Source organism: Pseudomonas sp. NFR02 (assembly GCF_900119375.1).
Taxonomy (GTDB): Bacteria; Pseudomonadota; Gammaproteobacteria; order Pseudomonadales; family Pseudomonadaceae; genus Aquipseudomonas; species Aquipseudomonas paracarnis.
Genome location: NZ_FPJJ01000003.1, coordinates 547,116 through 573,744, shown reverse-complemented (window position 1 = coordinate 573,744; position 26,629 = coordinate 547,116). Strand labels below are relative to the sequence as shown.

Genomic DNA, 26,629 nt, shown 5'->3' with positions numbered 1-26,629 from the left:
GACATGGACGTTCGCCAGTACGCATTCCTCGCGCGCCAGCCTTCTGCTGCCGTAAAAAGCCGCGCCCATTTCCTGGGGCTGCCTAAACGTGGGTTGGCGTTAATCCTGGCCAACGCGATGTTCTGGCACCCATTGCTGGCCCAGGCGGACGGCATTGTGGTGAATGCGCCGGGTACGACGGTTGGACAAGCGGGCAATGGCGTGCCCATCGTCAACATCGCCACGCCAAATGCCAATGGTCTTTCGCACAACCAATTTCATGACTACAACGTCGGCGCCAACGGGGTCATCCTCAATAACGCCACTGACCGTACCCAGTCCACACAACTGGGTGGCATCATTGTCGGCAACCCCAATCTCCACGGCACCGCGGCCAATATCATTCTCAACGAAGTCAACGGCGGCAGCCCCAGCCAACTACGCGGCTATACCGAAGTGGCCGGGCAATCGGCCCATGTGATCGTTGCCAACCCGTATGGCATCAGTTGTAACGGTTGCGGCTTTATCAACACCCCGCAAGCGACGCTCACCACCGGCAAAGCCGTGATTGAAAACGGCCAGATCAATCGCTACCAGGTGGACCAGGGCAGTGTTGCTATCGAAGGCGCCGGCCTGAACGCCAGCAACGTCGATCAGTTCGAAATCATCACCCGCGCCACCACCATCAATGCCCAGATCCAGGCGAAAAAACTCACCGTCATCGCCGGTCGTAATGACGTCGACGCACGCACCTTAAATGCCACCGCACGGGCCGCAGATGGCAGCCAGGCGCCGGATCTGGCGATTGACTCGTCGGCGCTGGGCGGCATGTATGTGGGCGCAGTCAAGCTGGTGGGGACCGAGGCGGGTGTCGGTGTGAAGTTGTCGGGGGACATGGTCGCCGGCGGTGATATTCAGATCGATGCCGGTGGCCACGTGGTCATGGGCCAGACAACAGCGGCCGGCGCCATTAACGTGAAGGCCCGCAGCGTGGAAGCCCAGGGCGTGGTCGCGGCGGGCAGCGTGCTTGAGATGAAGACGCAAGGCGGCTTGCTCAATCAAAAAAGCCTGGCTGCGCGTGATCGCGTGGCGCTGCAAAGCGGTGGGGTGTTGACCAACAACGGCGTCATCGAAGCGGGTGTCAACGCTGATCGGACGCGCAATGCTCAGGGCGATATCCACGTCACTGCCGCCCAGTTGAATAACAACGGCAAGACCGTCATCGCCAGTCGTGACCTAGCCGTGAATGTGGATGGCACTCTCGACAACCGCGGCGGCACCCTTAGCGCGCAAAACCAGCTGAAGGTGACGACCGAAGAACTGGATAACCAACAGCAAGGCCGCGTGTTGAGCGCCTCACGCCTTGAGCTCAATGCCGGGCAGTTGCTCAATACTGACGCAGGCCTGGTGGTGGGCGACCGAGGGCTCAGTGGCCGCATCGGGCAGTTGGTCAATCGCAAGGGCGAGCTCTCAAGCCTTGCTGACGTCACCTTGCAGGTCGACAGCCTGGACAACGTCGCCGGCCTGATATCTGCGGGCCAGGCGCTGCGCTTGACTGCCAGCGCGGCGGTGAACAATCAAAACGGTCGCCTGGTGGCCGGGCAGATGGTGCGGGTCAACGCGGGGCAACTGGACAATAGCCAGTCAGGCATCCTCACCAGCCAGGGCGAGCTGGGGCTGAATATCGCCGGCACGTTGGATAATCAGCAGCAGGGCCGCATCGAATCGGGGGCCGCTGCACAGGTCAATGCCGGGAACTTCAATAACCAACAACATGGCGTGCTCGCCAGTGGTGGCGCCCTTGAACTGGCGGCCGGCCCGGTCAATAACAGCCAAGGTGGATCAATCTACAGCGCCAAGGCTCTCAATGCCCGTGTCACCAGCCTCGACCAGCATGACCAAGGGCGCATTTACAGCAATAGCGACCTAACCCTGGACCTGAGCAACGGCCACCTCGACAACCACGATGCAGGTTTGATCAATGCCAGTGGCCAGCTGGCGCTGAATAATCTCAATAGCGTCGACAACCGCAGTGGCGAGATTTCCAGTGCCCGTGGGTTTAGCGTCGCGGCGAACAGCCTCGACAACCGCGCTGGCAAGCTGCTCAGTGATCAAGCCTTGGGCTTGCGTATCGCCCAGGCACTGAACAATGGTGCCGGTCAGATTGCAGCCAGCGGCCTGGATATTGACGTTGCCAGTTTGCTCAACGACCAACGCGGTCGAGTTCACAGCCGTGATCGGCTTAACGCCCGGGTGGGTGGTTTGCTCGCCAATCAAAGCGGAAGTTTCAGTGCCGATTCAGGCGCACAGTTGACCGTAGGTCACCTGGACAACAGCAATGGCGGCCAACTCTTCAGCCAAGGCGATTTGAGCCTGAACCTCAATCGGGGTCACCTCAACAACCAAGGCGGCTTGATCAACTCCCCAGGCCAGTTGTTGCTGACTCAACTGAACAGCGTCGATAACCAGGGCGGCGAAATCTCCAGCACCCAAGCCTTCGATCTGAATGCGGATCAACTCAATAACAGCGCCGGCAAGTTGCTCAGCGAGCAAGCCTTGAGCGTGCGCATTGCCCGCGCCCTGGACAATACCAAAGGTGGGTTAACCGCCAAGGCCCTGGAGGTACGTGCGGGCACACTGATTAACCAGGCCGGTCGACTCGCTGCGGTGGAGGGCCTCAACCTGCAAGTCGATGGCGAGCTGGATAACCGCAGCGCGAAGGTGCTAGGCAAGCACCTGGTGCTTGGGGTTGGGACGCTCAATAACGACCAGGGCCTGGTGCAGGGTGATGGAACGCTGGTGCTCCAAGCGGGTGGCGCGATCAGCAACCAGGCAGGCACATTGGCCGCCGGGCAAAGCGTGACCGTCAACAGCGCCAGCCTGGATAACCGTCAGGGCACCCTGACCAGCAATGCGTCGCTGACGGCGCGTATAGCCGCGAATATGCTCAACCAAGCGGGGCTGGTGAGCGCCGGCACTGACTTGCAGGTGAACGTTGCTGACTTGAACAACTCGCTCAACGGTCGTATTGCCGCTCAGCAGGTACAGATCAGTGCACAAGGCATCGATAACCGCGCGGGCGGTAGCCTGTACGCCAAACACCAACTGGGCGTCGATGTTGGCGGTCAGTTGAACAACGCCCAAGGCACGCTGCGCAGCGATGCTCGCCTGACCATCAATGCCGGTGGTTTAACCAACGATGACGCAACGCTATCGAGTGCTGGCGAGCTGAAGATTGCAACGGGCAACCTGAGCAACCAAGGCGGAGAACTGCGCAGTGCCACTCAGTTGGGGATGACCGTTACTGCACTGGACAACAGTCGTAACGGGCATGTCGTAAGCCAAGCCGATGTAAGCCTGGATATGCAAGGTGGTTACCTAAACAATAACGGTGGTTTGATCAACGCGCCGGGGCAATTGCTGCTCAAGCAACTGGGCAGCGTTGATAACCAGGGCGGTGAAATTTCCAGCGCCCACGCCTTTGAGCTGGCGGCAACCGCCTTGAACACAGCGGACGGCAAGTTACTCAGCCAACAAGCCTTGACCCTGCGAATCGCCCAGGCACTGGATAACACCCGTGGCCTGATTTCCGCGGCAGCCTTGCAGGTCAGCAGCGCCAGCCTGGACAACCAGGGCGGCAAACTGAGTGCCGTTTCCGACCTGAACCTCGGCGTAGAAGGTGTGCTGGACAATCGCAACGGTGAATTGCTGGGTCAGCACTCGACAGTCGAAGTGGCTGCGCTGAACAACAGTCAAGGGCGCATCCAGGGCGATAACCGCTTGATCTTGACCAGCCACGGCGCGGTCAACAATGACAAAGGCACGCTAGCTGCCGGTCAGATGCTGACGGTCAATGCTGCCAGCCTGGACAACCAGTCCAAGGGCCGTCTGACCAGCAAGGGTGAGGCGCACCTTGTGGTGGGTAGCGTGGATAACCGAGGTGGCAGCATCACGTCGGTCGGGCAGTTGCAAGTCAAGGGGGACGAGCTGGACAACCGTCAGGCCGGGTTGCTCAATTCGGGTAAAGCCATGAACCTGTCCATCGGCAAGCTGGACAACCGAGGGGGTGAAGTTTCCAGCGTTACCGAACTGACGATGATGGGCCGTGAGCTGGACAACAGCAATGCCGGTCGCGTACTGGCCAATAGTACGCTCCAGCTGACGCTCGCCAGGCTGAACAACCAGCTCAAGGGCCTGATTTCTGCGCAGCAGGATGTCAACCTCAAGGCAACCAGCCTGGATAACAGCGCCCAAGGCAGTGTCTACGCCAAACGCAACCTGGACGTGACCCTGGCCGGGCAGGCTGACAACAGCCAAGGCGTCATGCGCAGCGACGCCGCCTTGCAACTGCGCAGCGCCAGCTTTGGCAACAACGGCGGGCGTATCAGCAGCGGCGGGGCGTTACTGTTGAGCGCCGCCAATGCCCTCGCCAATCAGAACGGCGAGGTGCTCAGCGCTGATACGGCGACGGTGAATGCAGGCAGTGTCGACAACAGCCACGGGCGCATTGTGGCTGACGGTGCACTGCAACTGACCACAGGCGTATTGCTTAACCAACATCAAGGCCGTGTCACCAGCGCTGATCGCCTCAACCTGACAGCGACCGACGTAGACAACCGCTTCGAGGGCCGTATCGCCAGTGGCCAGGCGCTCAACGCCAGCCTCAGCAGCCTTGACCAGCGCGGAGCCGGTGAGTTTTACAGCAACAGCGAACTGACCCTGGACATGAACCAGGGGCACTTGAATAACGCCGATGGCTTTATCAACGCGCCAGGGCAGTTGTTGCTCAAAAACCTCAAAAGCGTCGACAACCGTAACGGTGAAATTTCCAGCGCCAAGGCCTTTGCCTTGCGTGCCGACACCCTGGACAACAGCGGCGGCAACTTACTCAGCGACCAAGGCTTGACCCTCAAAATCGAACAGGCGTTGCTTAACGTCAAAGGGCTGATTTCAGCCGCTGGTGTCGAGCTGGGTGCCTCGCGCCTGGACAACCGTGAAGGCAAGGTCAGCAGCGCTCTGGATGCGCGCCTGGCGGTCAATGAGGACCTGCTTAACGACCAGGGCGAAATCGTCAGCGCAGGCCACACGCAGCTGAAGGCGGCCAGTTTGGATAACACTGCCGGGCAGGTGCTCGGTGATGTCAGCCTGGATGTGAAGGTCAAGGGCGCGCTGAATAATCAGGCCGGCACGCTCGGGGCCGGCACCTCGTTGAACGTGCAGGCCGCCAGTCTGGATAACCGCCAGGCCGGGAAACTGGGCAGCGACGGCCAACTCAAGGCCACGATTGATGGGTTACTGGACAATCAGGCCAAAGGGCAAGTGTTGGCCAAAGGCGCGATGGAACTGCGTGCCGGTCGTCTGGATAACCGCGAAGGGCGGCTGACCGGGCAGGACCTGTTGACGCTGCACAGCGCCAACGTCGACAACCGTGGTGGTGTGATCCTTGCCCAGAAGGACCTTCAGCTCAATGTGGGTGAGTTGGACAATCAGCAAGGTTCGCTCAGCAGCAAAGCGGCCCTGAGCTTCTCCGGACAACAATTGCGTAATCAGAAGGGGCTGGTGAGTGCAGCAGGGCCCCTGCGACTGACTGCCGATAATGTGCAAAACGCGGCTGGCCGAATCGCCAGCCAGGCGGATCTACAGGCAACTATCGGTGTACTGGCCCAACAGGGCGGTGAACTGGTTGCCCAGGACGAGCTGAGCTTGAGCGGGGCTTCCCTGGACAATCGCGATGGCGGCCTGGTAGGCGCCACAAAAGCGCTGAAACTGACGGTCGACGCCATTGATAACCGTGCGGGCGAGATTTCCAGCCAGAGCAGCATCGACTTCAAGGCGCAGCACCTGGATAACAGCGCGGGCAAACTGATCGCCGGTATCGCATTGGAACTGGCCGTGGCCCATGTGATCAACCAGGCCCAAGGGATGATTTTCGCCCGGGACAACCGCTTCAACGGCGCGCGCCTGGATAACGGCCAAGGCACTTTCGCGGGCCAGCAATCGCTGAGCATGTCGCTGGTCGCCATTCCCGGCACTGAACTGGATGGTCGGCTGGATAACCAGCTGGGCAAAATCAGCAGCGAAGGTACCCTGCAGGTGAGCAGCGCGACGCTCAACAACGACGCGGGTGCCGTCTCTTCGGCGGGTGCGCTCACACTTGCTGCCAGCGGTGCTATCACCAACCAGGGCGGCGTCATGGAGACCGATGCCGCCCTGACGCTCACCAGCGCGAGCCTGGACAACGGCCCCAAAGGCCTGCTCAACAGCCGTGGCGCGCTGACCCTGGCCACCGGCACGCTGAACAACACTGGCCGTATCACCAGCGCTGATCGCCTGGACCTGGCAGCCACCCAGGTGGCCAACAGCGGACGTATCGCCAGCAGTAAAAATCTTACCGCCGCGATCACCGGCCTGAATCAACAGGGCGGTGAACTGTTCAGCAACACCCAGCTCGACCTGGACCTGAACCACGGCCAACTGAGCAACGTGGGTGGCCTGATCAATAGTCCGCTGCTGATGTTGAAAAACCTGGCTGATATCAATAACCAGCGCGGCGAAATTTCCAGCCAGCAAGCCTTCGTGCTGGCGGCTCGCAACCTGGATAACGGCGGTGGCAAGCTGATCAGTAACCAGGGCCTGATCCTGCAGATTCAAGACGCTTTGGGCAACGCCAAAGGTGCGATCAGCGCAGCCGCCCTCAACGCCAACAGTGCTCGCTTGGACAACACTGATGGTTTGCTCAACAGTCGTGGCGTCATGGACGTCTCTGCCACCCAGGCGCTGGATAACCAGCGCGGAACGCTGATTGCCGACGGCGCCATGCGGCTGTCTTCCGCTCGACTCGACAACCGTGACGGTGATGTATCGGGCAAAGCCTTGGTGACGGTTGATATCGATCAGGTCGATAACCGCGGCGGTCAACTCATCAGCACCACAGCCGTGGATGTGCGTGGTGCGGTCCTGGACAACCGCAAAGGCCTGGTTGGCGCCGATAAGGCGGTGAAACTGCTGGTCGATCGGGTCGACAACCGTGGTGGCGAACTATCGACCAACGCCGACCTGACCGTTACAGGGCACACCTTGGATAACAGCGATGCGGGTCGTGTGCTGGCCGGGCAATCCTTAAACCTTACGCTCACCCAGCTGCTTAATCGCAACCAAGGCCAGCTCAATACTCAGCGGCTGATGCTGAGCGCTCAGGACCTGGACAACAGCAACGGCAAACTGCTCGCCCAGCAGCTTCTGCAACTTGAGCTGAAAGGGGAGCTGAATAACACTCAAGGCGTGCTCAACAGTGAAGGGCGCCTGCGCGTCGATGCGGCGAGCGTAGTCAACCGTCAGGGGCGGATTTCCAGCGCCGACGCGTTGGTGCTGGGTTCGCAGGGGGCTCTGGACAACGAGGGCGGTGAGCTCGTGACTGACAGCACGCTGCAACTGCGCAGCGCTAGCCTGGGGAACCAGAAGGGCGTGCTCAGTGGCAAAGGGGCGGTCAGTGTAACCACTGGCGCGCTGGATAACACTGGGGGCCGTCTCACCAGTGGCGACACCTTGGAGCTGAAGGCTGGGCTACTGAACAACAGCGCCGGCAACATCGGCAGTGCCCAGGCCCTGACGGCCAGCGTCGATGGGCTTGATCAACAAGGTGGCAAGCTGTTCAGCAACGCGGGCCTGACCCTGGACCTGAACAATGGCCAGCTCAACAACCAGCAGGGCCTCATCAACGCGACCGGGCCGCTGGTGCTCAACCATCTCAATGGTGTGAACAACCAGGCCGGTGAAATCTCCAGTGGCCAGGCCTTCAATATCGTGGCGCGCAACCTGAATAACAGCGGTGGTCGCCTGCTCAGCAACCAGGGCCTGACACTGCGTATCGACCAGGTACTCACTAACATCAAGGGTTTGGTTGCAGGTGCAAGCCTGAGTGCGCAAGCGGCCGTGGTCGATAACAGCGGCGGTACGCTCACCAGCCGTGGTGCCCTTGAATTGACCAGCACGGGGCTGCTGAGCAACGGGCAACAAGGTTTGATCAACGCCGCGCAGGCATTGATAGTCAACGCGGGCAACTTCAATAACCAGGGCGGCAGCCTGCTGGGTACCAGCGCGCTGACGCTCAATGCGTTGGCCGTGGACAACAGCGCCAAAGGCCTGATCAACAGCCAGGGCAGCCTGGAACTCAATGCCCTGAGTTTAGACGCCAGTGACGCCGGCGAGGTATCGGCCAAGGGTGATATGGACCTCACGCTCACGTCCATGGCCTTGCGTGGCGGCAGGTTGATAGGTGAGCAGCGCCTGAGCGTCGACTTGGCAAACGGTGATCTGGATAACCGCAAGGGCCTGATCTTTGCCAAAGGCCCGTTGACCTTAAAACGCCTACGCGACCTGCAAAACCAGGGCGGCGAACTGTCCAGCCAAAATGCACTTAGCTTGACGGGGCGCAGCCTGGACAACAGCGCCGGCACGCTTATCAGCCAACAGTTACTCACGCTCAATGCAGGCGACGTGGTTAACCGCGGCGGCCTGATATCGGGTTGGCAGGGCCTCAACCTGATCGGCACTCACTTGAATAACCGTGACAAAGGCACGCTGTCCAGTCGCAACGGCGACCTTGACGTGCGCCTCAGTGGCAGCTTGCTCAACAGTGGCGAAGGGGCGTTGGCCAGCCAAGGGCAGTTGAGTGTCAGCGCCGCGAGCCTGGATAACAGCAACAAAGGTGTTATCTCCAGCGGCGCGCAGCAGACCTTGAACGTGATTGGCGCATTGAACAACACCCAAGGTGGGTTGATCGACAGCGGCTCGACGCTGGATCTGAGCGCGGCCGACCTCGACAACAGTGCCGGTAATATCACGGCCCTGCGCAACCTGAACTTCCTGGGTGGCAACTTGCTCAACACCGGTGGCTCGCTGATGGGTAACGACCATCTGGTGCTCAACCTGCAAGGCAACCTTGGCAACGTCAACGGCAAGATCGCAGGCACTGGGTCGTTGGTACTCCAGCGCGCCATCGAGGTGGATAACCGAGGCGGCCAACTGGCCAGCCAGGGACGCCTGTCATTGGCCATGGGCGGCCTGAACAACAGCCAAGGCGGCACCGTCGCGGCCAAAGGTCCGCTGGCCATCGATGCCAGCGCCATCGTTCAAAACAACGCTGACGGTTTGATCTACAGCCAGGACGGCGACCTGCGCATCAACGCCTTTGGCCTGACGAACGCGCAGGGCAAGTTGCAGGGGCAGAACGGCCTGCGTGTCGAGGTCAATGGCGATCTCGACAACCAAGGCGGCAATATCATCAGCCAGACCGGTGACGTGCACCTCAAGGCCGGGAACCTCGACAACCGTAGCGGTGTGCTCGCCAGTCTCAAGGGCGCCATTGAAGCCGGTGTGGTGGGAGTGCTTCGCAATGGCCATGACCTCAATGGCAGCCCCAAGGGCGGCTTGATTCAAGGCCAGCGCCTTCTACTCAATGCCGGTCAATTCGATAATCAGGGCGGCTATCTCGGCGCGCAAACCAGCGATGCATGGCTGACGGTTGCCACCCTCAATAACCAGCAGGGCGCGTTGTATGCCAAGGGCCTGATGCGCATCAATGGCAGCGCCCTGGAAAACAGCGCCGGCCAGATTGCCGGTGACCAGATCGCGCTTGGCCTCGATGGCCAACTGACCAACCACAACGGCCTGATCGAAAGCACCAACAACCTGACCGTGGCCGCCAACGCCATCGATAACCAGGGCGGCAAGTTGCGCGCCCTGGGACGCGCCGGCAAGACAGAGTTCCAGATCGGCAGCGTGTTCGACAACCGTAACGGCGCCGTGGAAACCGCCAACCAGGACCTGACCCTGGCGGCCGCCAGCTTCCAGAACAACGGCGGCCAATTGCTGCATGTGGGTGAGGGCACATTCGACATCTCGTTGCCCAACGTAACCGGCGCGGGCGGCACTGTTGTAACTCGTGGTGGCCTGACTCTGAACGCGGATACCTGGACCAACACCAGTGTCATTCAGGCAGGGCGATTGAACGTCAACGTCAATCACTTTACCCAGACGGAAACCGGGCAGTTGCTGGCTTCGACGCACCTGGAAGGTAAGGGTGGCAGTTGGGTGAATAACGGGTTGATTGCCAGTGATGGCACGCTCAGCCTGGGGCTAACGGGGACCTACGGCGGCAGTGGGCGTATCAGCAGCGTAGATACCCTGAACGTCGGCGCCGCTTCGTTAAACCTTGATGCTGCTTCAAGTATTACGGGGGGCCGGGGGGCTACCATCAGCGTCGCAGGCCAAATGACTAACTCGGGCCGTATCAGCGCCATGGGCAATTTGGCGATCAGTGCTGGAGCGCTGACTAACGCGGGCACTCTTGGCAGCAGTGAGGGCATGCTGATTGACACGCAGACCTTGCTCAACGAGCGCGGCGCGATCATCAGCGGTGGTGACATGTCGCTGCTGGCCGAGAGTTTTACCAATAAAAACGCGGATGTTTACAGCCTGGGCAAACTCTTTGTCGCCCGGGATATACAGGGCAATTGGGCGGGCACCCTGAACAATATTTCGGCCAACCTGGAAAGCGCGGGCGATATGACGCTCCATGTGGGCGCGATAGAAAACAAAAAAGAATTCTTCAATGTTTCATCGACATTGGTTTCCGGCGCTATCGGGATGAGAGGCACGTCGGCACGGGCCGGGCACATGGTATTGATGGAAGAATATGAATCCAAGGTGGATGCGGAGTCGGTGTCCGCAAGCATCTCGTCCGGCAGGAACCTGGATGTTCAGGGACGTAGCCTGTTGAACTCTGCCTCGGTTATTTCGGCCACCGGCAATATCAGTGCTGCGCTGGAAAACTTCAGTAACGTTGGCGCCACATTAGGAAAGTATTCGGTTCTCAAGTCTTTCGACCTTCCTAACCTCAAGGAAGACAAGAATATCTCCCGTTTCTGGCGTTCGATCATGGATTACAACGCTGCGAATGATCCGTCCTATAAGCTTCAAGGCTCCGGTTCGAGACGCGCGGGAACCCTGCATTTCTGGGATCAAAACTGGAACGAGTCGATGGTGACGCCCTACACAAGAATGGGGGGGACGGCTCAGCGACAAACCAACCTGACGTTTGGTTGGAAAACGTACACGACCTTCAATGTCAATTTCCAAGCCCTGTTTCCTGCGCCAGCCTACAACGCGGGCACCAGGTCGGCATTACCGGCCACTCTGAGTGGAGTCAATTTCTACGATCAGCGGATGATCTCCAAGCCCGGCAGTGCAGGCACTGCCCAAGCCATCGTTCAGGCTGGCGGTGCGGTTCAAATCAATGCCAGCAAGAATCTGGTCAACAGTGTCATCCAAGAGGGCCAGCCGATATCGACAGGTTCCGGACGTGGGTTTGATGCCACTCGTCCAGTCAATAATGCTGTTGTTGCAATCGACTTGAATGCGCAGCTGCCACCGGACTTGGCCCAACAACAAGTCAACCCCTTGACGCTACGCGGGTTCACCTTGCCCACGGGCACTCACGGACTGTTCCGCCTCAGTAGCCGGGCGGGTGAGGATGCCCAGGCCACCCAAGCCACCAGTGGCCCACAAAGCTGGACCATGGGCGGTGCGACCCTCGGACTGGCTCAACGCCAGGATGCACAACCGGCGCTTGAAACGCGCACCTTCGATTTCAAAAGCGTCACTCAACAGGGCGCAGCTACGCGTCAGGTGGACTCCACTGCACGTCAGGTCAGTGGTGTCACCGCCACCACCAGAACACTTAACGTTGCCGGGGCCGGCGATGTGGCCAACGGCAGTGGCTGGACGCCCAGCCAGATCACCCCAGGTGAAATCGCCCGGGGCGACGGTATCAACGCCCAAGATCCGTCCAGCGGTTCAACGCCGCCAGTGGCGAAGGTCACAGGGCCTGCGGATCAGCCAGACCTGGCGCTGACCCAAAGGGACACCCACGTTCAGGTCGCCACACCGGGCGAGCCCGCTCGGCCGACGTTGAACATCCCTGGCGTGACGCCGGTTATGCCAGGCGTGCAGCCGGTGGTGAACACACCCGTCGCACAAGGTGCGGGCAGCAGCCCAACCCAGGTCGCGGAGGTGATTGCCCAGCCGGTCAATGCGCTGGCGCAAACCACTCCGGTCGCCAGCCAGACCATCAACCGCGTGCAAGGCTTCACGCCTACCGCGCCAAAGTCGCAACCACATAAATACCTGATCGAAACCAACCCGGTGCTCACCGACCTCAAGCAGTTCATGAGCTCCGACTACTTGCTCGCAGGGCTGGGTTACAACCCGGACGAAAGTGCCAAGCGCCTGGGCGACGGGCTCTATGAACAACGCTTGATCCAGCAGGCCGTGCAAGCACGCACAGGGCAGCGTTTTATCGACGGCCAGAACACCGACGAAAAGCTGTTCAAGTACCTGATGGACAATGCGATCCAGAGCAAGCAGCAACTGAACCTGGCAGTGGGCGTTACCTTGACCTCGCAACAGGTCGCGGCGCTGACCCATGACATCGTCTGGCTCGAACAGCACGAAGTGAACGGTGAAAAGGTGCTGGTGCCGGTGCTGTACATGGCCCAGGCCGACAATCGTCTTGCACCCAATGGCGCATTGATCGCAGGCAACGACCTTAACCTGATCGCCGGCGAAAACCTGGAGAACGCCGGGACCCTGCGTGCCACCAACAACCTGTCCGCCAAAGCGGGCAATGACCTGATCAACAGCGGCTTGATCGAAGCCGGCAACCGCCTCGACCTGCTGGCGGGTAACAACATCGTCAACAAGTCCGGCGGCATCATCGCCGGACGCGATGTCACGCTGACGGCGATCAAGGGGGATGTGATCAACGAGCGTGCCGTGACCCGCACTGGTAACGGTACTGCCGAGCGACGCGACTATCTCGACAGTGCGTCACGCATCGAGGCTGCCAATGACCTGACGATGAATGCAGGTCGTGACATCGCCAATACCGGTGGCGTACTGCAAAGCGGACGTGACACCACATTGGTCGCTGGCCGCGATGTGCACATCGATGCCGTTGAGCAACGCAATGGCTTGGATCTGGGCAGCCGCCTGCGCACCGAAACCGTGACGCAAAACGGTGCCAGCGTGGAGGCAGGCCGTGACCTCAAGGTATCGGCAGGGCGTGACTTCAGCGCCATTGCCAGCCGCATCGACGCCAAGCGTGACTTGAGCATTACGACCACCGAAAACCTGAGCATTTCGTCGGCCGCCGACGAACAGCATTCCTCCAGCAAGTCCAAGAAGGTCACCCAGTCCAAGGACCACATCAGCCAGGTTTCCAGCGTGCTGACGGCCGGCGGCGATGTGTCGCTCAATGCCGGTAAAGACCTGGAACTCACCGCCAGCCGGATTGCCGGGGGCGGCAACGTGACCCTCGATGCACAGCGCGATGTGAGCATCCTGTCGGCACTGGACGAAGACGCTTCGTTCTACTCGAAAAAGAGCAAGGGCTCATTCGGTCGTAGCAAAAGCCAACAGCGGGAGAGTTACGACAGCACCAACGTGGCCTCGGTCGTTGAAGCCGGTAAAGACCTGACCATCAATACCACCAAGAAGCCTGATGGCGGGATGAGCATCGATGGCGGGCGTGACGTCACCGTGATCGGCAGCCAGTTGAAGGCCGGTGGCGACATGTTGCTGGGGGCCACGGGTGACATTGCGGTGTTGTCGGGTGTCGAGGAGCATGGTTCCTACAGCAAGAAGACCAAGTCCGGGTTCCTGGGGCTGTCCAAAAGTGGCAAAAGCCAGTTGAAGACTACTGCGAGCCAAGTGGGCAGTGAGTTGGAGGCGGGCAATGACGTGGTGGTGGCGGCAGGTAATGATGTGCGGGTGCGGGCCAGTGAGATTAGTGCCGATAACGACACTGAACTGCGCTCCGGGCTGGTCAATAGCACGGGTGATATCAACCTGATTTCTGCGAACGACACGGCCTATAGCCGCAGTGAAGAGCACAAGAAGAAGTTTGGTTACACGGAAAGGCCAACATCGGTTGCCATTTCGTCCGCTAAGAAGGCCGGTCGTGAAGCTCAGAGCAGCACCAGCGTGGGCAGCCATGTAAGTGCCGAGCGCGATGCAACTTTGCAGGCTGAGCGCGACATCAATCTGGTTGGCAGTGGCATCAGCGCAGGGCGCAATGTCAACCTGGATGCAGGGCGCGACGTCAATGTGGTCGCCGCGCAAGACACCAGCAGCGAACGTACGTGGGAGAAGAAAAAACAGACGGGTTCAAGCATTTCCAGTAACGGCGATGGCATCAGCCTCTTCGCCGGCACCGAAGGCAGTTCGGAGAAAAACCGTGTCGAACACAAAACCGCTTCCGGCAGCCAGATAAATGCCGGGCAAGATGTGGCGATCAACGCCAAGCGTGATATCAACCAGCGCGGCTCTGATGTGGGCGCTGCCAATGATATCGAGCTGACGGCGGGTAGAAATATCAATATCGACGCTGCGCGTGAAAGTGTGCTCACCGAGCAGATACGCGAGAAAGAGAGCAACGGCCTGGGTGTTTCGATCAACCATAACTACGCTAATACCAAGGACGCTGTCAGCGGAGCAGGGAAAGGCGAGGACAATGTCAGCAAGGGCTCAAGCACGCTCAAAGCAGTTGATTCGGTCAGTCAGTTTGTCAGTGGGCCGACGCTGGACGGGAAGTTCGGCAACAGTAAGCAGACCAACAGCCAGCAGGTTATCGAGCAGACCAATCGCTCTTCGACGCTAAGCGCCGGTAACGATCTGCACCTTAACGCTGGCAACGATGTGTTGGTGAAGGGAAGCCACCTGGACGCCGGACGTGACATCAATATCAAAGGACGTGACGTCACGCTGGACGTGGCCAAGGGCGGGATTAGTGAAGAAACCACCCACACCCAAAGTTGGGGCGGCATTCATGGCGGTACCAGCGGCGGGATCAAGTTGGGCGCTGGCGGTAGCTTCGGCACGGCTACGGGCGAGAGTTCCCAAGGCTCGTCTACGGCTTCACAGCTGGAAGCCGGTCGCGATATCAACCTCAAGGCCAGCAATGACCTGAACTTGGTTGGAACGCAGGCTAAAGCTCAGCGAGATATCGAGCTGAATGCCGGCAACGATTTGAACATTCGTTCGGCGCATAACGACAGCAACAGCGAAAACAACCGCCACAGTGGCGGCGGGGAAGCAGGTCTGACGTTTGGCTCTGAAGGTATTGGCGTCTACGTCAGCGTCAGTATGGGCAAGGGTAACCTGGAGCGAGAAGGCCAACGCCAACAAGAGGCTTATCTCTATGCCGGCGACCGCCTGGGTTTCGCCAGCGGCAAAGACACCACCATCGGCGGAGCGAACCTCAGAGGCGACGAAGTGGTGGGGCGCGTGGGCGGCGACCTCAAGGTTTCGTCGGTCGCTGATACGGGCAAGGTCAAGGGCAAAGAGTTTGATATCAGCGTTACGGCCACCATCGGCCCGGGTGCGGGTGTCAGCGGCTCGGTCGGCTTTGGCAAGACCACAGGCAAAACGGACTGGGTCGAAGAGCAAACCCGTATCACCGGCAAAAATGCCGTCGATATCAGAACAGAGAACCATACCCAGATCGACGGAGCCGTCATCGCCGCTGACAACGGCAACCTGAAACTGGACACCGGCACCCTCGGCTTCAGCGATATCGCCGGGCAAGACAAAGAGCATGGGTACTACCTGAACGTAGGCGGCACCTATAAAGCCGGGAGCAGTGAAAGCAAAGGCAACACCGTACAAGACAGCAGCCAGGCGGGCAAAGGCAAGGAAGGTAAGACCGGTTGGAGCGTTGAGGGTTGGAACTACGAGAAAGAACGTGAACAGATTGTCCGCGCCACGGTGGGGGCAGGTGAAGTCGTTGTGCGCAAGGATGCTGAGACGGGAGGTGACTCTACGGCCGGGTTGAACCGGGATGTGGGTAAGGCCTATGAGATCACCAAGGATGATGAAAAACGAACGGATTTGTATGCGAGTAGTTCGTCCATTGATGCTGTGCTCAAACCTGGAGAAACGCTGAAGCAATGGTCTGATGGGCTACTCAATTACGATAAAACGGCGTTGGACAACTTCAACAAGGCCGCCGGGGCATTGCATGCATTAGTCAATCGAGTGGAAGTCATGCAGGGCCGTCCGATGGATGCTCGTGCAGAAGCCATGGCCGGCAAAGACTTGGCAGAAAGCACGCTTGAAGCCCTCATTCTCTCTGGTATGAGTCCTCGATCGGCAATGGCAAAAATGGGGGATCCCGAATTCATCGACAGCGTCCTGAGAAGTATGGCGTCGTTAAATGGGATCGAACCCCAGGTGCTTAGCGACGCGCAGAAGCTTGTTGAGTCGAGCACCTATAAACCCGACCCTCAGGCAGTGGTACTGGATACGTCGGAAGTCAACCCGACAGGGATTGAAGAACTTCAAGGTCTGATTCGTCAACTCGGGGAAATACAGGCTTATAAAAACAAACATCCTGAGAGTGTGGAAGCCATAGCCTATGTGTTGGCCGCGGCTCAAGGCCCGAAAGGGGTTGCTCAATTCATTGCGATGAAGGCTGTTGAGGGGACCGAGGCGGGGCAGGCGATCTCGAAGAATATAGACAAAGCGAATGCGTTCGTCGGAAAGAAAGTCGCTCAAATCATCGAAGGGACCGAGCTGAATCCGACGTATGACAGCGACAAATATCTGATTGGCGGTGGTGAGCTACTTTCCAGTATTTTATTTGGGGCGATGCCTGCTCGAAAAGGTAAGGGCGGTAAAGATTCCGAGGCAAATTCTCCTCGCCCTCTTGCCGAACCTGTCTATAGGACAAATAAGGAGGCCAAGCAGGCTGCAGAAGCATTGGGGTATAAAAAAATCAACGAAACAGTTCATGATGGGCAGGCTGTTTTCAAACAGGGGAATTTGTATATCACTAGGGACCTTGACGGACATAACGGAGGAGCATGGAAAGCAGCTAAATCGGTTAAAGCGCTTGGCTCGAAAGATACGAGACTGGGTACTTTTGACGTGAATATGAAACGTATTGGTGATTGAAATGAAAAAAACTGAGATGCCGGATTGGATTACACGTGGGAAGACCATTTCTGAATTAATTGAAGAATTACGCTCATTTGAGGATCAAACTCTTATGGTTGAGATTTCAGTTGACGGTGGCGTAAGTAAAAAGCCAATCAGCTTGGTTGGGAAGGAAGATGGTGTCTGTGTTTTATTTAATTGCGAGTCGGATTTTTAACGCGGGCTATGGTAGTGCCGGGGGGGCGTAGAGCAGAATAGATGGGGCTACGGTGACTCTACCCGACACTGCGGCCAATCGAATTACGGGCAAGGTCAAATGCAAAGAATTCGATATCAGCATTATGGCGAAAAAAAAAGGGGACAGATTTGAATGGCACTTAATTAACAGCTAACAGGCTGATCTGATTACAAAAAAATGAAGAAAAGGCCGCCCTTGGTCTACGGTGATAGTTGTGAACACACACCACTCGAACAAGGACAGCCCGCGTGAATCGCAGACCTCAAGTCGTCAGGCATCCACCCGCCATCGTCATGACTTGGCCTGCGCCGAGTACGTTGGTTGTCGGGTGGCCCGCCAATGCAGGATTTGCTGTTGAATATTCCAGTGAATAATCTGCTCGTAGAGCTTCTCGACGAAAGCGACATCAAGTTCGGCTTCTACCGCCCATAGTCGCCGCTCCTCAAGCATGGCCGCGACGCGTTCAGGTGCTGGAATGTCCTGTTCGTTGGCTTTGAACTGCGCCGCAGCCTTTACGTAACGCAGGCGTTTTTGTAGCGAGTCAAGGATCTGGCGGTCAAAAAAGTCGATGCCCGCTCGAATGTCATTGAGGTTCTCGCAGGCTTGTGGCGGTTTTAGCGGCAGCATGAGGCTGGTCTCTTTCAATAATGGGTACGCAAGTTGAATGACGCCGCGGGCAATCGCTCGACGACCGTTTGTTCAGTGAATGCTCGCTTGGATCGAAGGGTATTCAGTTGAGCTTCGGCAACCACTTCGTCGATCAAGGCGTCGATCATGCTGCAGTCGTGATGATGAGGTGTGGTGATCAGGTGTGCCGAATTACCGGAGGTGGCCAGGCAGTATTTCGTCGCAATTCTTTCTGATGGGCAAGGGAACACGACGGTGATGGAGTTTTCGTTGCGCCAGGCATCAATGCCCGAGGCCTGGAAGCGGTCGACGGCGTACTGTGCCGTGTCCAGGCTGTGTTTGATTCGATGGCGCCATTCAGCCCATGAGTAGCTGCGCAGTGCCGCCCACATCATCAGGGGTGTGTGGCCGTTGCGCGAGCCGCTGATGGTCTTGTCATGGGCGCGGATATAGTCCACTTCCACTGAAATGCGCGCGACGTTGTTGCGTTTGGCCACGACAATTCCGCAAGGAATGGGCGAGCCGATCATCTTGTGGCCGGAGACGCAGATCGAGTCGATGCCGTCGGCAAACGAGAAGGGTTGTGGGTGATCGACGAAGGGCAGGATCATCCCGCTCAAGGCCGCATCAGCGTGCAGGTAGTAGTCGTGGCGGGCAATGCCTGCCTGTTGCAGGCGTTGCTGGATGGTCACGATATTATCCACGGCTCCACGCATCGTGGTGCCGATGTTGGCGAAGATGATGGGGTGACGCTCCTGGTCGGCGGTTATTTTTGCCATCAGGTCGTCGTAGTCGATTTCGCCATTGGGCAGCGATTCGACCGCACGGCATTTGATCCGCAATAATTTGACGATCTTTGCCACGGAGTAGTGGGTGTCTTTCGAGTAGTACAGGGTGCCGTCCGGAAACAGTTCGCGTCCCAGGTAGCAGCCAAACATATTGCCTTCCGTCCCGCCATTGGTGACGTAACCCCAACTGTCTTCAAGGGCAATGTTGAACAGCTCGGCGAAATACGTCATGACGTCTTTTTCAAAGTCGAACGAGTTCAACAGGTAGTTGCTGTACTCGTTCCAGTCCCCGCAGTTGTTAATTGAAAACTGCAAGAAACGGTGCAGCTGGGAGTAATCAAAATCGGCTGATTCGGGATACCCAATGTTGAAATACTGATGTGTCACGCAGTGCTGCCAGAAGCCTTCAAGCTTGCTTTGGTCGGCAGGGGATAAAGTCATGTCTAACTCCTTTTAAAACGACTGGGTGACGCCGCCCGGTCAGGCGGCTATCTGCCTCGCGTCTACCAATGACCACCAGCTGCTGAGCGTGGGCGAATCCGCCAGTTCTTCGAAGCTGACGGCAATGCCACGCTCCTTGAGTTCGGCAGCGAGTCTCATCACTTGCAAGGAGTCGAGGCCATAGAAAATCAGGTTTTCCTCGGGGTCCAGGTCTTCACAGTCCTCGACGAGTTGCCGCACGCGAGTCTGCAACCAGGCGCGGGTGGTTTCCGCTGCCAGAAGCTGACGCAGATGCTTCTTGTCAATCTTGCCCACGGGGGTCAGCGGCATGGTTTCGATTAACCGGATGCGGTCGGGCAGTTTGTATTCGGCGATGCCGAGTTCCATCAGGTGACGTCTGAGCGCGGGCGGCTTCAGGCTCGGGTTGCGTGAGACGACGAACGCGCAGCTTTTTTCTCCCAGCCTGTCATCGGGCATGGCCACCAAGCCCGCGTGAGTCACATCAGGATGGAGGACGATGAGGTTTTCGATTTCCTCCGAGGCGACTTTTTCACCGCCACGGTTGATCTGGTCCTTGACCCTGCCGACCACGCGCAAATCGCCGCTGGGCATGAGTTGGACGAGGTCGCCGGAGTAGTAGTACCCCTCGTTATCGAACGCCTGGGCATTTTGTTCGGGGCTTTGGTAGTACCCGCAAAAAGTGTAAGGGCCACGTGTGGCGAGCATGCCAGGTTCTCCGTCCGGGACGGGGAGGCCTTGTTCGTCAACGATTTTGATTTCATCGTCGGGGCTGATCGGACGGCCCTGGGTAGTAAAAATCTGTTCGTCGGAGTCATTTAGCCGGGTGTAGTTGATCAGGCCTTCGGCCATCCCGAATACCTGTTGCAGCTTACAACCGAGCACGCCGGGCACCTGGCGTGCCAGCGAGTCGGCAAAACAGGCGCCACCGACCTGGAGGAACTCAAGCGATTGCAGTTGTTCTTTATGCTCCGGCGCTGCCTGCAGCCACAAGGCGGCTGCACTTGGCACCAAGGCCACAGTATTGACCTCTTGGCGCTGGATGATCGAAAAACAGGTCAAGGGCTCCGGGCTGGGCGCCATGATGATGCAGCCGCCAGCATGCAGAACACCGAGGGCGCCGGGGGAGCTGAGCAAGAAGTTATGGGCGGCAGGTAGCGCGCATAGAAAGCGCGTGCGTGGCGTAAGTTCGCATACTTGCGCGCTTGCCCTGGCGTTGTAGTAATAGTCGTTGTGAGTGCGGGGGATGAGTTTGGGGGTGCCCGTGCTGCCGCCTGACAGTTGGAACAATGCGACCTCGCCGGGCCCCGAGGGGGAGACGTTCACGTTGCTCTCGCTCGGCGTATTGATCCAGTCGGCGAGGTTGTTTTCGTGACGTTGCTCGCCCAATAGCAAGATGATGTCTGGACTTGAACCCACCTCCTTGAAGTCGGCGATATAGCTGTCGTCACGGAAGACTTCATGCTCGCGGGAGGCAATCAACAACGTTGGCGCGATTTGTTTGGCGTAACTCTTGAGTTCAAGTTTGCGATGGCTGTAGAGCGCGTTGAGGGGGGCGATTCCTGACTTGAGCAGGGCAAAAAGGACAATGTAAAACTCCGCGATATTGGGCAACTGCACCAGTGCAGTGTCACCGTTGCCAAGCCCGCTGGCGGCCAGTCGCGAGGCCAGGTTGGAAGACAATTGGTCCAACTCGGCATAGCTGAAGTGGCGATCGCCGCAAATAATCGCGGGGGCGTCGGGTTGCGACTGGCTGCGTTCCTGAAGGAGGTGGGTGAGCGGTTTGTCGAGCCAATAGCCTTTGTCCCGATAACGCTGTGCGCTTTCCAGAGGCCAGTGGTTAAATTCAATAGTCATAGTATTCACGTGTGAAAAAAAATTCGAGTTAGTGGGCCAATCCGCAGGCGCGCAGCATGGTGCCAAGCTTGGTCTGGACTTCTGCCCATTCGGAGTCGGGGCTTGAGGCTTCAACGATGCCTGCGCCGGCGAACAGGCGGACCTTGTTTCGCCTGACCGTGCCGCAACGAATCGTTACGACCCATTCGCCATTGCCCTGGGCATCGCACCAACCCACCATGCCGGTGAACAGGCCGCGCTCGAAGGGTTCGACGAAGCGAATCAGGCGCCGGGCGCGCTCGGTGGGGAAGCCGCACACAGCCGGTGTGGGGTGCAAGCGGCAGGCAAGCTGCAAGGCCGATACAGCCGGGTCTGCCAGCGTACCTTCGATGCGGGTCGAGAGGTGCCAGAGCGCGGGCGTGCTGATGAGGGAGGGGCGTTGCGGCACATTCAGCTGCGTGCACAGTTTCCCCAGTTGGCTGACGATGTCCTGGGTCACGAACCCGTGTTCGTAGTGATCTTTTTCCGATGTCAGCAACCAGTCTGCATTGCGCCGGTCGGCTTCTGGATCGGCCATGCGCTTGGCTGACCCTGCCAGCGGGTTGGACAGAAAGCTCAGGCCTTCCTTGCGGACCAGAAGTTCGGGACTGACACCGATCAGCGTGGTGCCATCAGGCATTGGCACACGGAAGTGGTAGCCGCTCGGGTTCTGGGCTTTCAGGTTGTGCTGCAGGGCACTCACATCCACATCGTTTGCAAATATCAGCTCGCGTTGAACCGAGAGCACAGCCTTGCGTACGTCGCTGTGGCGGAAGTTGACGACGGCGTGTTCCACCGCCCGTTTGAAGGCCTGTTCGTCCGGAATGTTTTTCTGTTCGATCAACTCAGGCAGCGTCGACATACCCGTTTTCGCGTGGATGTCTCGGGTCCGCCATTGCGCGTGTTCGGGAATGTAGAGGCAGGAAGGTTCAGCAGGGTCGAAAGGGATGGCGCCAACGATGATTGGGTTGCTCTGGCCAGCTTCGCGCGCCCGATCAAGCGCTTGCGCAATTGTCTGCTGGAACAGGCTATTGGCGTCATCGCCGCCAATGGCAGGTGTTTCAATTCTCTGCAGCATCCCGGTGACCGCTAACTCGCGATCGCCGGATGTGAACGAAAAACTACGTTGTACCTCTGCGAGTTGCACCTCTTCCATCTCGGTCGTTCTTAGGGTGCCCGTTCTCATTTGGGGGAAGCCTCCGTGGCCTAGGGATAAAAAGAAACTTGAAATAGAATCATTATCGTTTCTAATATGTGATGCTAATCATTACGATTTGTCAATCACATGAGTGAGCCATGAGAGAGTTAACTTCAATGCAAGCCGCCTGTTGGATCGGGCGGACTGCTCATGCGTTTTTAGGGAAAGTTTCAGCTCATCTGTATGCCGAATTCGATGGCCATTGCATTGAGCTGGAGCGGCTGCGCAAGGCACTTGAGCAGGTATGTCGGCTGCACCCCATGCTGCGAGTCAGGCTGAATGCGGAAGGGCTTCAATCCATTGCTGCGATGGACCAGTCACCGCTATTGGAGGTGGAGGATTTACGTTCGATAAGTGAAGAGGAGGTTGCGCAGCGCCTGCTCTGCAAGCGTGAGGAATGGACTCATCAGCAGCTTGATCTGTGTCAAGGGCCCGCAGCACGGTTTTGTGTGAGCCTGCTGGCCAATGATGCGTTTCGGCTGCATGTCGATACGGACATGATCGCCATTGACCCATCCAGTTTTCGCACGTTGATAGAAGACCTGGCAGAGCTCTATGAACATCCAGAGGCCGCTCTGCCACACACGCCATCGTTCTTCGACTGGTATGACAAAGCGCGCACCGATAGCGCACTTAAAACGGCCCGCGACCGGGACCGTCGCTGGTGGCGCGAGCGTCTGTCTGATATCACGCCGGCGCCGACGTTACCTTTTCTTGAAACCCCGCCTGACCAGCCGCACAGCGATCGACTCAGCACATGGCTGGGTCCAGAAGAGCGCCAGGCGTTACAGCGTCTCGCCCGCGAACGCAGAATAACGCTGTCTACCTTGATGATGGGGGTGTTTGCAGCGGCCCTCGGCGCCCAAACGGGAGACAAGCGATTTCGCCTCAATGTCCCTACGTTCTGGCGACCTGCGCTGGTGGGCGAGGTTGAGCGGATCGTCGGCGATTTTGCCAACATGCTGATTCTGGATATCGATCTGGAGGCGGCCCGGAGCCTGGCCGAGCTGTGCAGGCAACTGGCAGGCAATATGGTGGATTTGCTCGAGCATTGCGCTTATCCCGGGGTGAACCTGATGCGCGACCTGTCGCGTCATCATGGCGCTGCGCAACTGGCCCCTGTTGTGTTTACCGCCGGGCTGGATCTGTCTGGCGCAGACCTTCTTTCTGAGCGGGTGCGGCGAGTGTTGGGCCCCATGAACTGGGTGGTTTCCCAAGGGCCTCAGGTTGCGCTAGACGCGCAGGTTGTCTGCGCCGACGGCGGCATCTTGATCAATTGGGATATCCGTCTGGATGCGTTACCACCCGCCTGGGTGTCGGAGTTTTTCGACCGTTTCGTGCTGATGGTGCGCGAGGTGGCCGCTTGCTCCGCTGTTCTGGACCAGCCACTCTCCCAGCCAGCGGTTGTCGCAAAACCACTGACCGCTTTACAGCAGGCTTATTTGCTTGGGCGCAGCGCGCAGATGCCGCTGGGTGGTGTGGCCATGCAAGAGTTTCGCGAGTACCGCGGCGCTATGGATCCGGCACTGCTGCGGAGCCGGCTGGTCGAGATGGTCCAGCGCCACGAAAGCCTGAGAGTACGCATCGACGCGCAGAAACTCGTGCAGTTCGTCAGCGATGAGGTGCAGTTGAACCTGGACGAAGTCGACCTTACGACCTTATCGCCAGAAGAGGCGCTCAACTACGTCGAGGCGCGCCGCGAGGCGTATGCGCATGCGTTGTTCGAGCTGGACCGTTCGCCCTGGAACGTCACGATCTTCAAGCTTCCGGAGGGCCAGTTGAGCGTCTTCGTACGCCTCGACGCCTTGATTCTCGATGGGCGCTCAATCGCCACCCTCATGGTCGAGCTGTTCGACGGCACAACTGGCGAGGAGTCGTTCCCGCAGACGGCATCCGAGCCAGAGGATTTGGACAGTAAGCGCAAGGCAGATTCCGTTTATTGGAAAGCCAAGCTTGCTGCGGTCAGCGGGGCACCGCGGCTGCCGTGGATCACTGCGCTGGATCGGGTGGGCGCTTCACGCTACGAGCGACAGAGCCTGCTGATCCCCAAGCCTACGTTCGGCGCCTATTGCAAGTTGGGCGCGCGGCAGCGGCTGTTTAAAAACACCACGCTAATGGCATTGGTGCTCGAAGTGCTCTCGCACTGGCTCGATGAGGGTGGTTTGTGTGTTGCGGTGCCTGTTGCCCCGCAAACGGTCGGTGCCTTTGCGAATCGCTCGAGCTTTATCGCGATCAATTGGAGCGCCGAGCCAGATGGTTTTGCCGAACGCGCTGCCAAGCTGCAAGTAGATGTGCTGGAAGGGTTGCAGCACCTGAGCTTTTCAGGGGTGGACCTTGCTCGTTTGCTGTTCGAGTCCCATGGTCCCGGCCCGGTGCTTCCGGTGGTGATCACCAACGGGTTTTCCTGGCCAGTCTCGGCGCAGGGCAGCCCGATGAGCCTGCACGGCGGTCTGACCCAGACGCCACAGGTGGCGATGGATATTCGCTTCTCGGCCAATGCCGACGGCGAATTGGTGTTCGATATCGACTATGCACGCGCAGTGCTGGAGCCGGAGCTTGTCAGCGCCGTTTTGAACGCAATCGAAAAAGCGGTCGACCAAGCCACCACAAGCGGGGTTTTGGCCGTTGATGCCAAGGCGATAATCGAAAAAGGCCACTACCGTTTCAATAGTCGGGTCACTGAAGCGTGCCGCGAAGGGTTTCTCGACAGGATCGCGACCAACATTTTTGATCGGAGCAATACCAAAACTGCTCTTATCAGTGGTGATCGGCTAATCAGCTATGCCGAACTCGGCCACAGCGTGTGCTGCATCATCGGGGCATTGAAAGCGCGCGGATTATCACGTGGGCAAGTCGTCGCCATCTGCCTGCCTCGCAGCCCGGAACATACGATGGTGACGTTGGCGTGTGCTCTGACAGGCGTAATCTGGGTTCCCATCGACATTTCAGCGCCGGCCGAGCGGTTGCGTTACCTGCTGGAAAACTGTCAGCCCGATCTTGTGGTGATTGCCCAGCATGAGTCTGTCGGCTCAGTCACGGCTACACCGGCGGAACTCTTGGCTGTGCAGACCCAGGCGATGCCCGTGCTGGATGACCTGTCGTTAAGCGACGCCCCGGCCTATTACCTTTATACCTCGGGCACCACTGGTAAACCCAAATGCGTGGTTCTGAACAACCGAGCCACCGCCAATGTCGTCGGCAGCACCCTTGAACGTTGGGCTGTCACCGAGCGCGATGTGTTCATGTCCGTGACTCCACTTCACCACGACATGTCGGTGTTTGACGTTTTCGGATGCCTGACGGCAGGGGCAACATTGGTGCTTACCGGGGGTGGCGAGGAAAAGGACGCCGTACGCTGGAACCAGTTGATCGCCCAACATCAGGTGACGTTGTGGTGCTCTGTGCCCGCTATTTTGGAAATGCTCCTTTCATGCCGCACCAGCCATGATTTGAAGAGCCTGCGTTTGATTGCCCAGGGCGGTGATTACATCAAGCCGGCCGTGATCGCCGAGTTGCGTGAACTGCTGCCGTCATCTCGGTTGATTTCCCTGGGGGGGCCGACGGAGACCACCATCTGGAGTATCTGGCATGAAATTACGGACGATGACCGTGCGCTGATTCCTTATGGAAGGCCCTTGCCCGGAAATAGCTACTTTGTCCTAGACCCACGAGGCGAGCATTGCCCGGCAGGCGTAGTTGGCCGAATTCACACCGCCGGCGTCAATCTCGCGCTGGGGTACCTCGAAAACGGCGAGTTGGCTCAAAGCGAGTTCGTGACCGTCACTGATGAACATGGCCAAGCCGTTCGGGCGTTCCGGACCGGTGACTGCGGGCGTTACCGCCGCGACGGTACCTTGATCTTCGACAGTCGGGTAAATGGCTACGTGAAAGTTCGCGGTGTGCGGGTATCGCTTCCGGATATCGAGATAGCGCTGATCAATCATCCGTCGCTCAGGCACGTGTTGGTCGTGGATTACGGCGAGCAGCGCCAAGGCGAGGTCTGCATTGGCGCTTTGTATGTCTGTCAGCAGGGCGGCGAAGAGCCGACCACCACCGAACTCCGCAACTTCGCCCGTCAGCACCTGCCGCACTCCCATGTGCCCACGCGTTTGCTCAGGGTGGACGCGTTGCCGCTGTCGCAGAACGGCAAGCCTGATCGTCAACGGGCCCGCAGCCTGCTTACGGCTTCGGTAAATGACGCAAGTGAGCCCGCTGCGATGAGGCGCTCGACCCCACGCAACAAGGTATTGGATATCTACTTGAGCGTACTGGGGCGACCGCTGGCGGATGGGGCGAATGCCAGCGTGGACTTTATTAGCCTTGGGCTACGGCCCCAGCATTTGAAGGCGATTTCGGCGCGGGTCCAAGAGGATTTCTCGGTGCGCCTTTCGCCAGGGCAGCTCCTACGCTGTCGCAATGCACAAGACGTTGAACGCCTGCTCATGGCTGAGAGTTCCTGAGCGTGTAACG

At 58.6% G+C, this 26,629-nt stretch carries 7 protein-coding genes; 3 read left to right on the top strand and 4 right to left on the bottom strand.

The features are described from left to right. Positions 1 to 3: 3 nt before the first annotated feature. Positions 4 to 16,992, top strand: a complete 16,989-nt coding sequence (locus BT199_RS12860) for a hemagglutinin repeat-containing protein (protein ID WP_083535074.1) — start codon at positions 4 to 6, stop codon at positions 16,990 to 16,992. A 1-nt stretch (position 16,993) separates the two neighbouring features. Then, positions 16,994 to 17,191 (top strand): hypothetical protein, encoded by a 198-nt coding sequence (locus BT199_RS12850; RefSeq protein WP_032872340.1) that lies wholly within the window; start codon positions 16,994 to 16,996, stop codon positions 17,189 to 17,191. 312 nt (positions 17,192 to 17,503) lie between these two features. Here BT199_RS12850 and BT199_RS12845 read toward each other — a convergent pair whose 3' ends face one another. Genes BT199_RS12845 through BT199_RS12830 form a run of 4 tightly spaced genes read right to left on the bottom strand, consistent with a single transcriptional unit; the run spans position 17,504 to position 22,117 of the window. Then, complete coding sequence (locus BT199_RS12845) at positions 17,504 to 17,839, bottom strand: isochorismate lyase (RefSeq protein WP_014718554.1); 336 nt, start codon at positions 17,837 to 17,839, stop codon at positions 17,504 to 17,506. 14 nt (positions 17,840 to 17,853) lie between these two features. Next, entirely contained in the window at positions 17,854 to 19,068 is a 1,215-nt protein-coding gene (locus BT199_RS12840; RefSeq protein ID WP_014718553.1) for a histidine decarboxylase, read from the bottom strand. Between the two features lie 39 nt (positions 19,069 to 19,107). Further along, positions 19,108 to 20,943, bottom strand: a complete 1,836-nt coding sequence (locus BT199_RS12835) for a (2,3-dihydroxybenzoyl)adenylate synthase (protein ID WP_072434609.1) — start codon at positions 20,941 to 20,943, stop codon at positions 19,108 to 19,110. 28 nt (positions 20,944 to 20,971) lie between these two features. Continuing rightward, positions 20,972 to 22,117: an isochorismate synthase gene (locus BT199_RS12830; RefSeq protein WP_019817100.1), complete on the bottom strand. Its 1,146-nt coding sequence runs from the start codon at positions 22,115 to 22,117 to the stop codon at positions 20,972 to 20,974. Positions 22,118 to 22,257: 140 nt separating this feature from the next. Between BT199_RS12830 and BT199_RS12825 the strand changes: the two genes are divergently transcribed. Then, positions 22,258 to 26,619, top strand: coding sequence for an amino acid adenylation domain-containing protein (locus BT199_RS12825; protein WP_072434608.1), 4,362 nt, complete (start codon positions 22,258 to 22,260; stop codon positions 26,617 to 26,619). Positions 26,620 to 26,629: the final 10 nt, after the last annotated feature.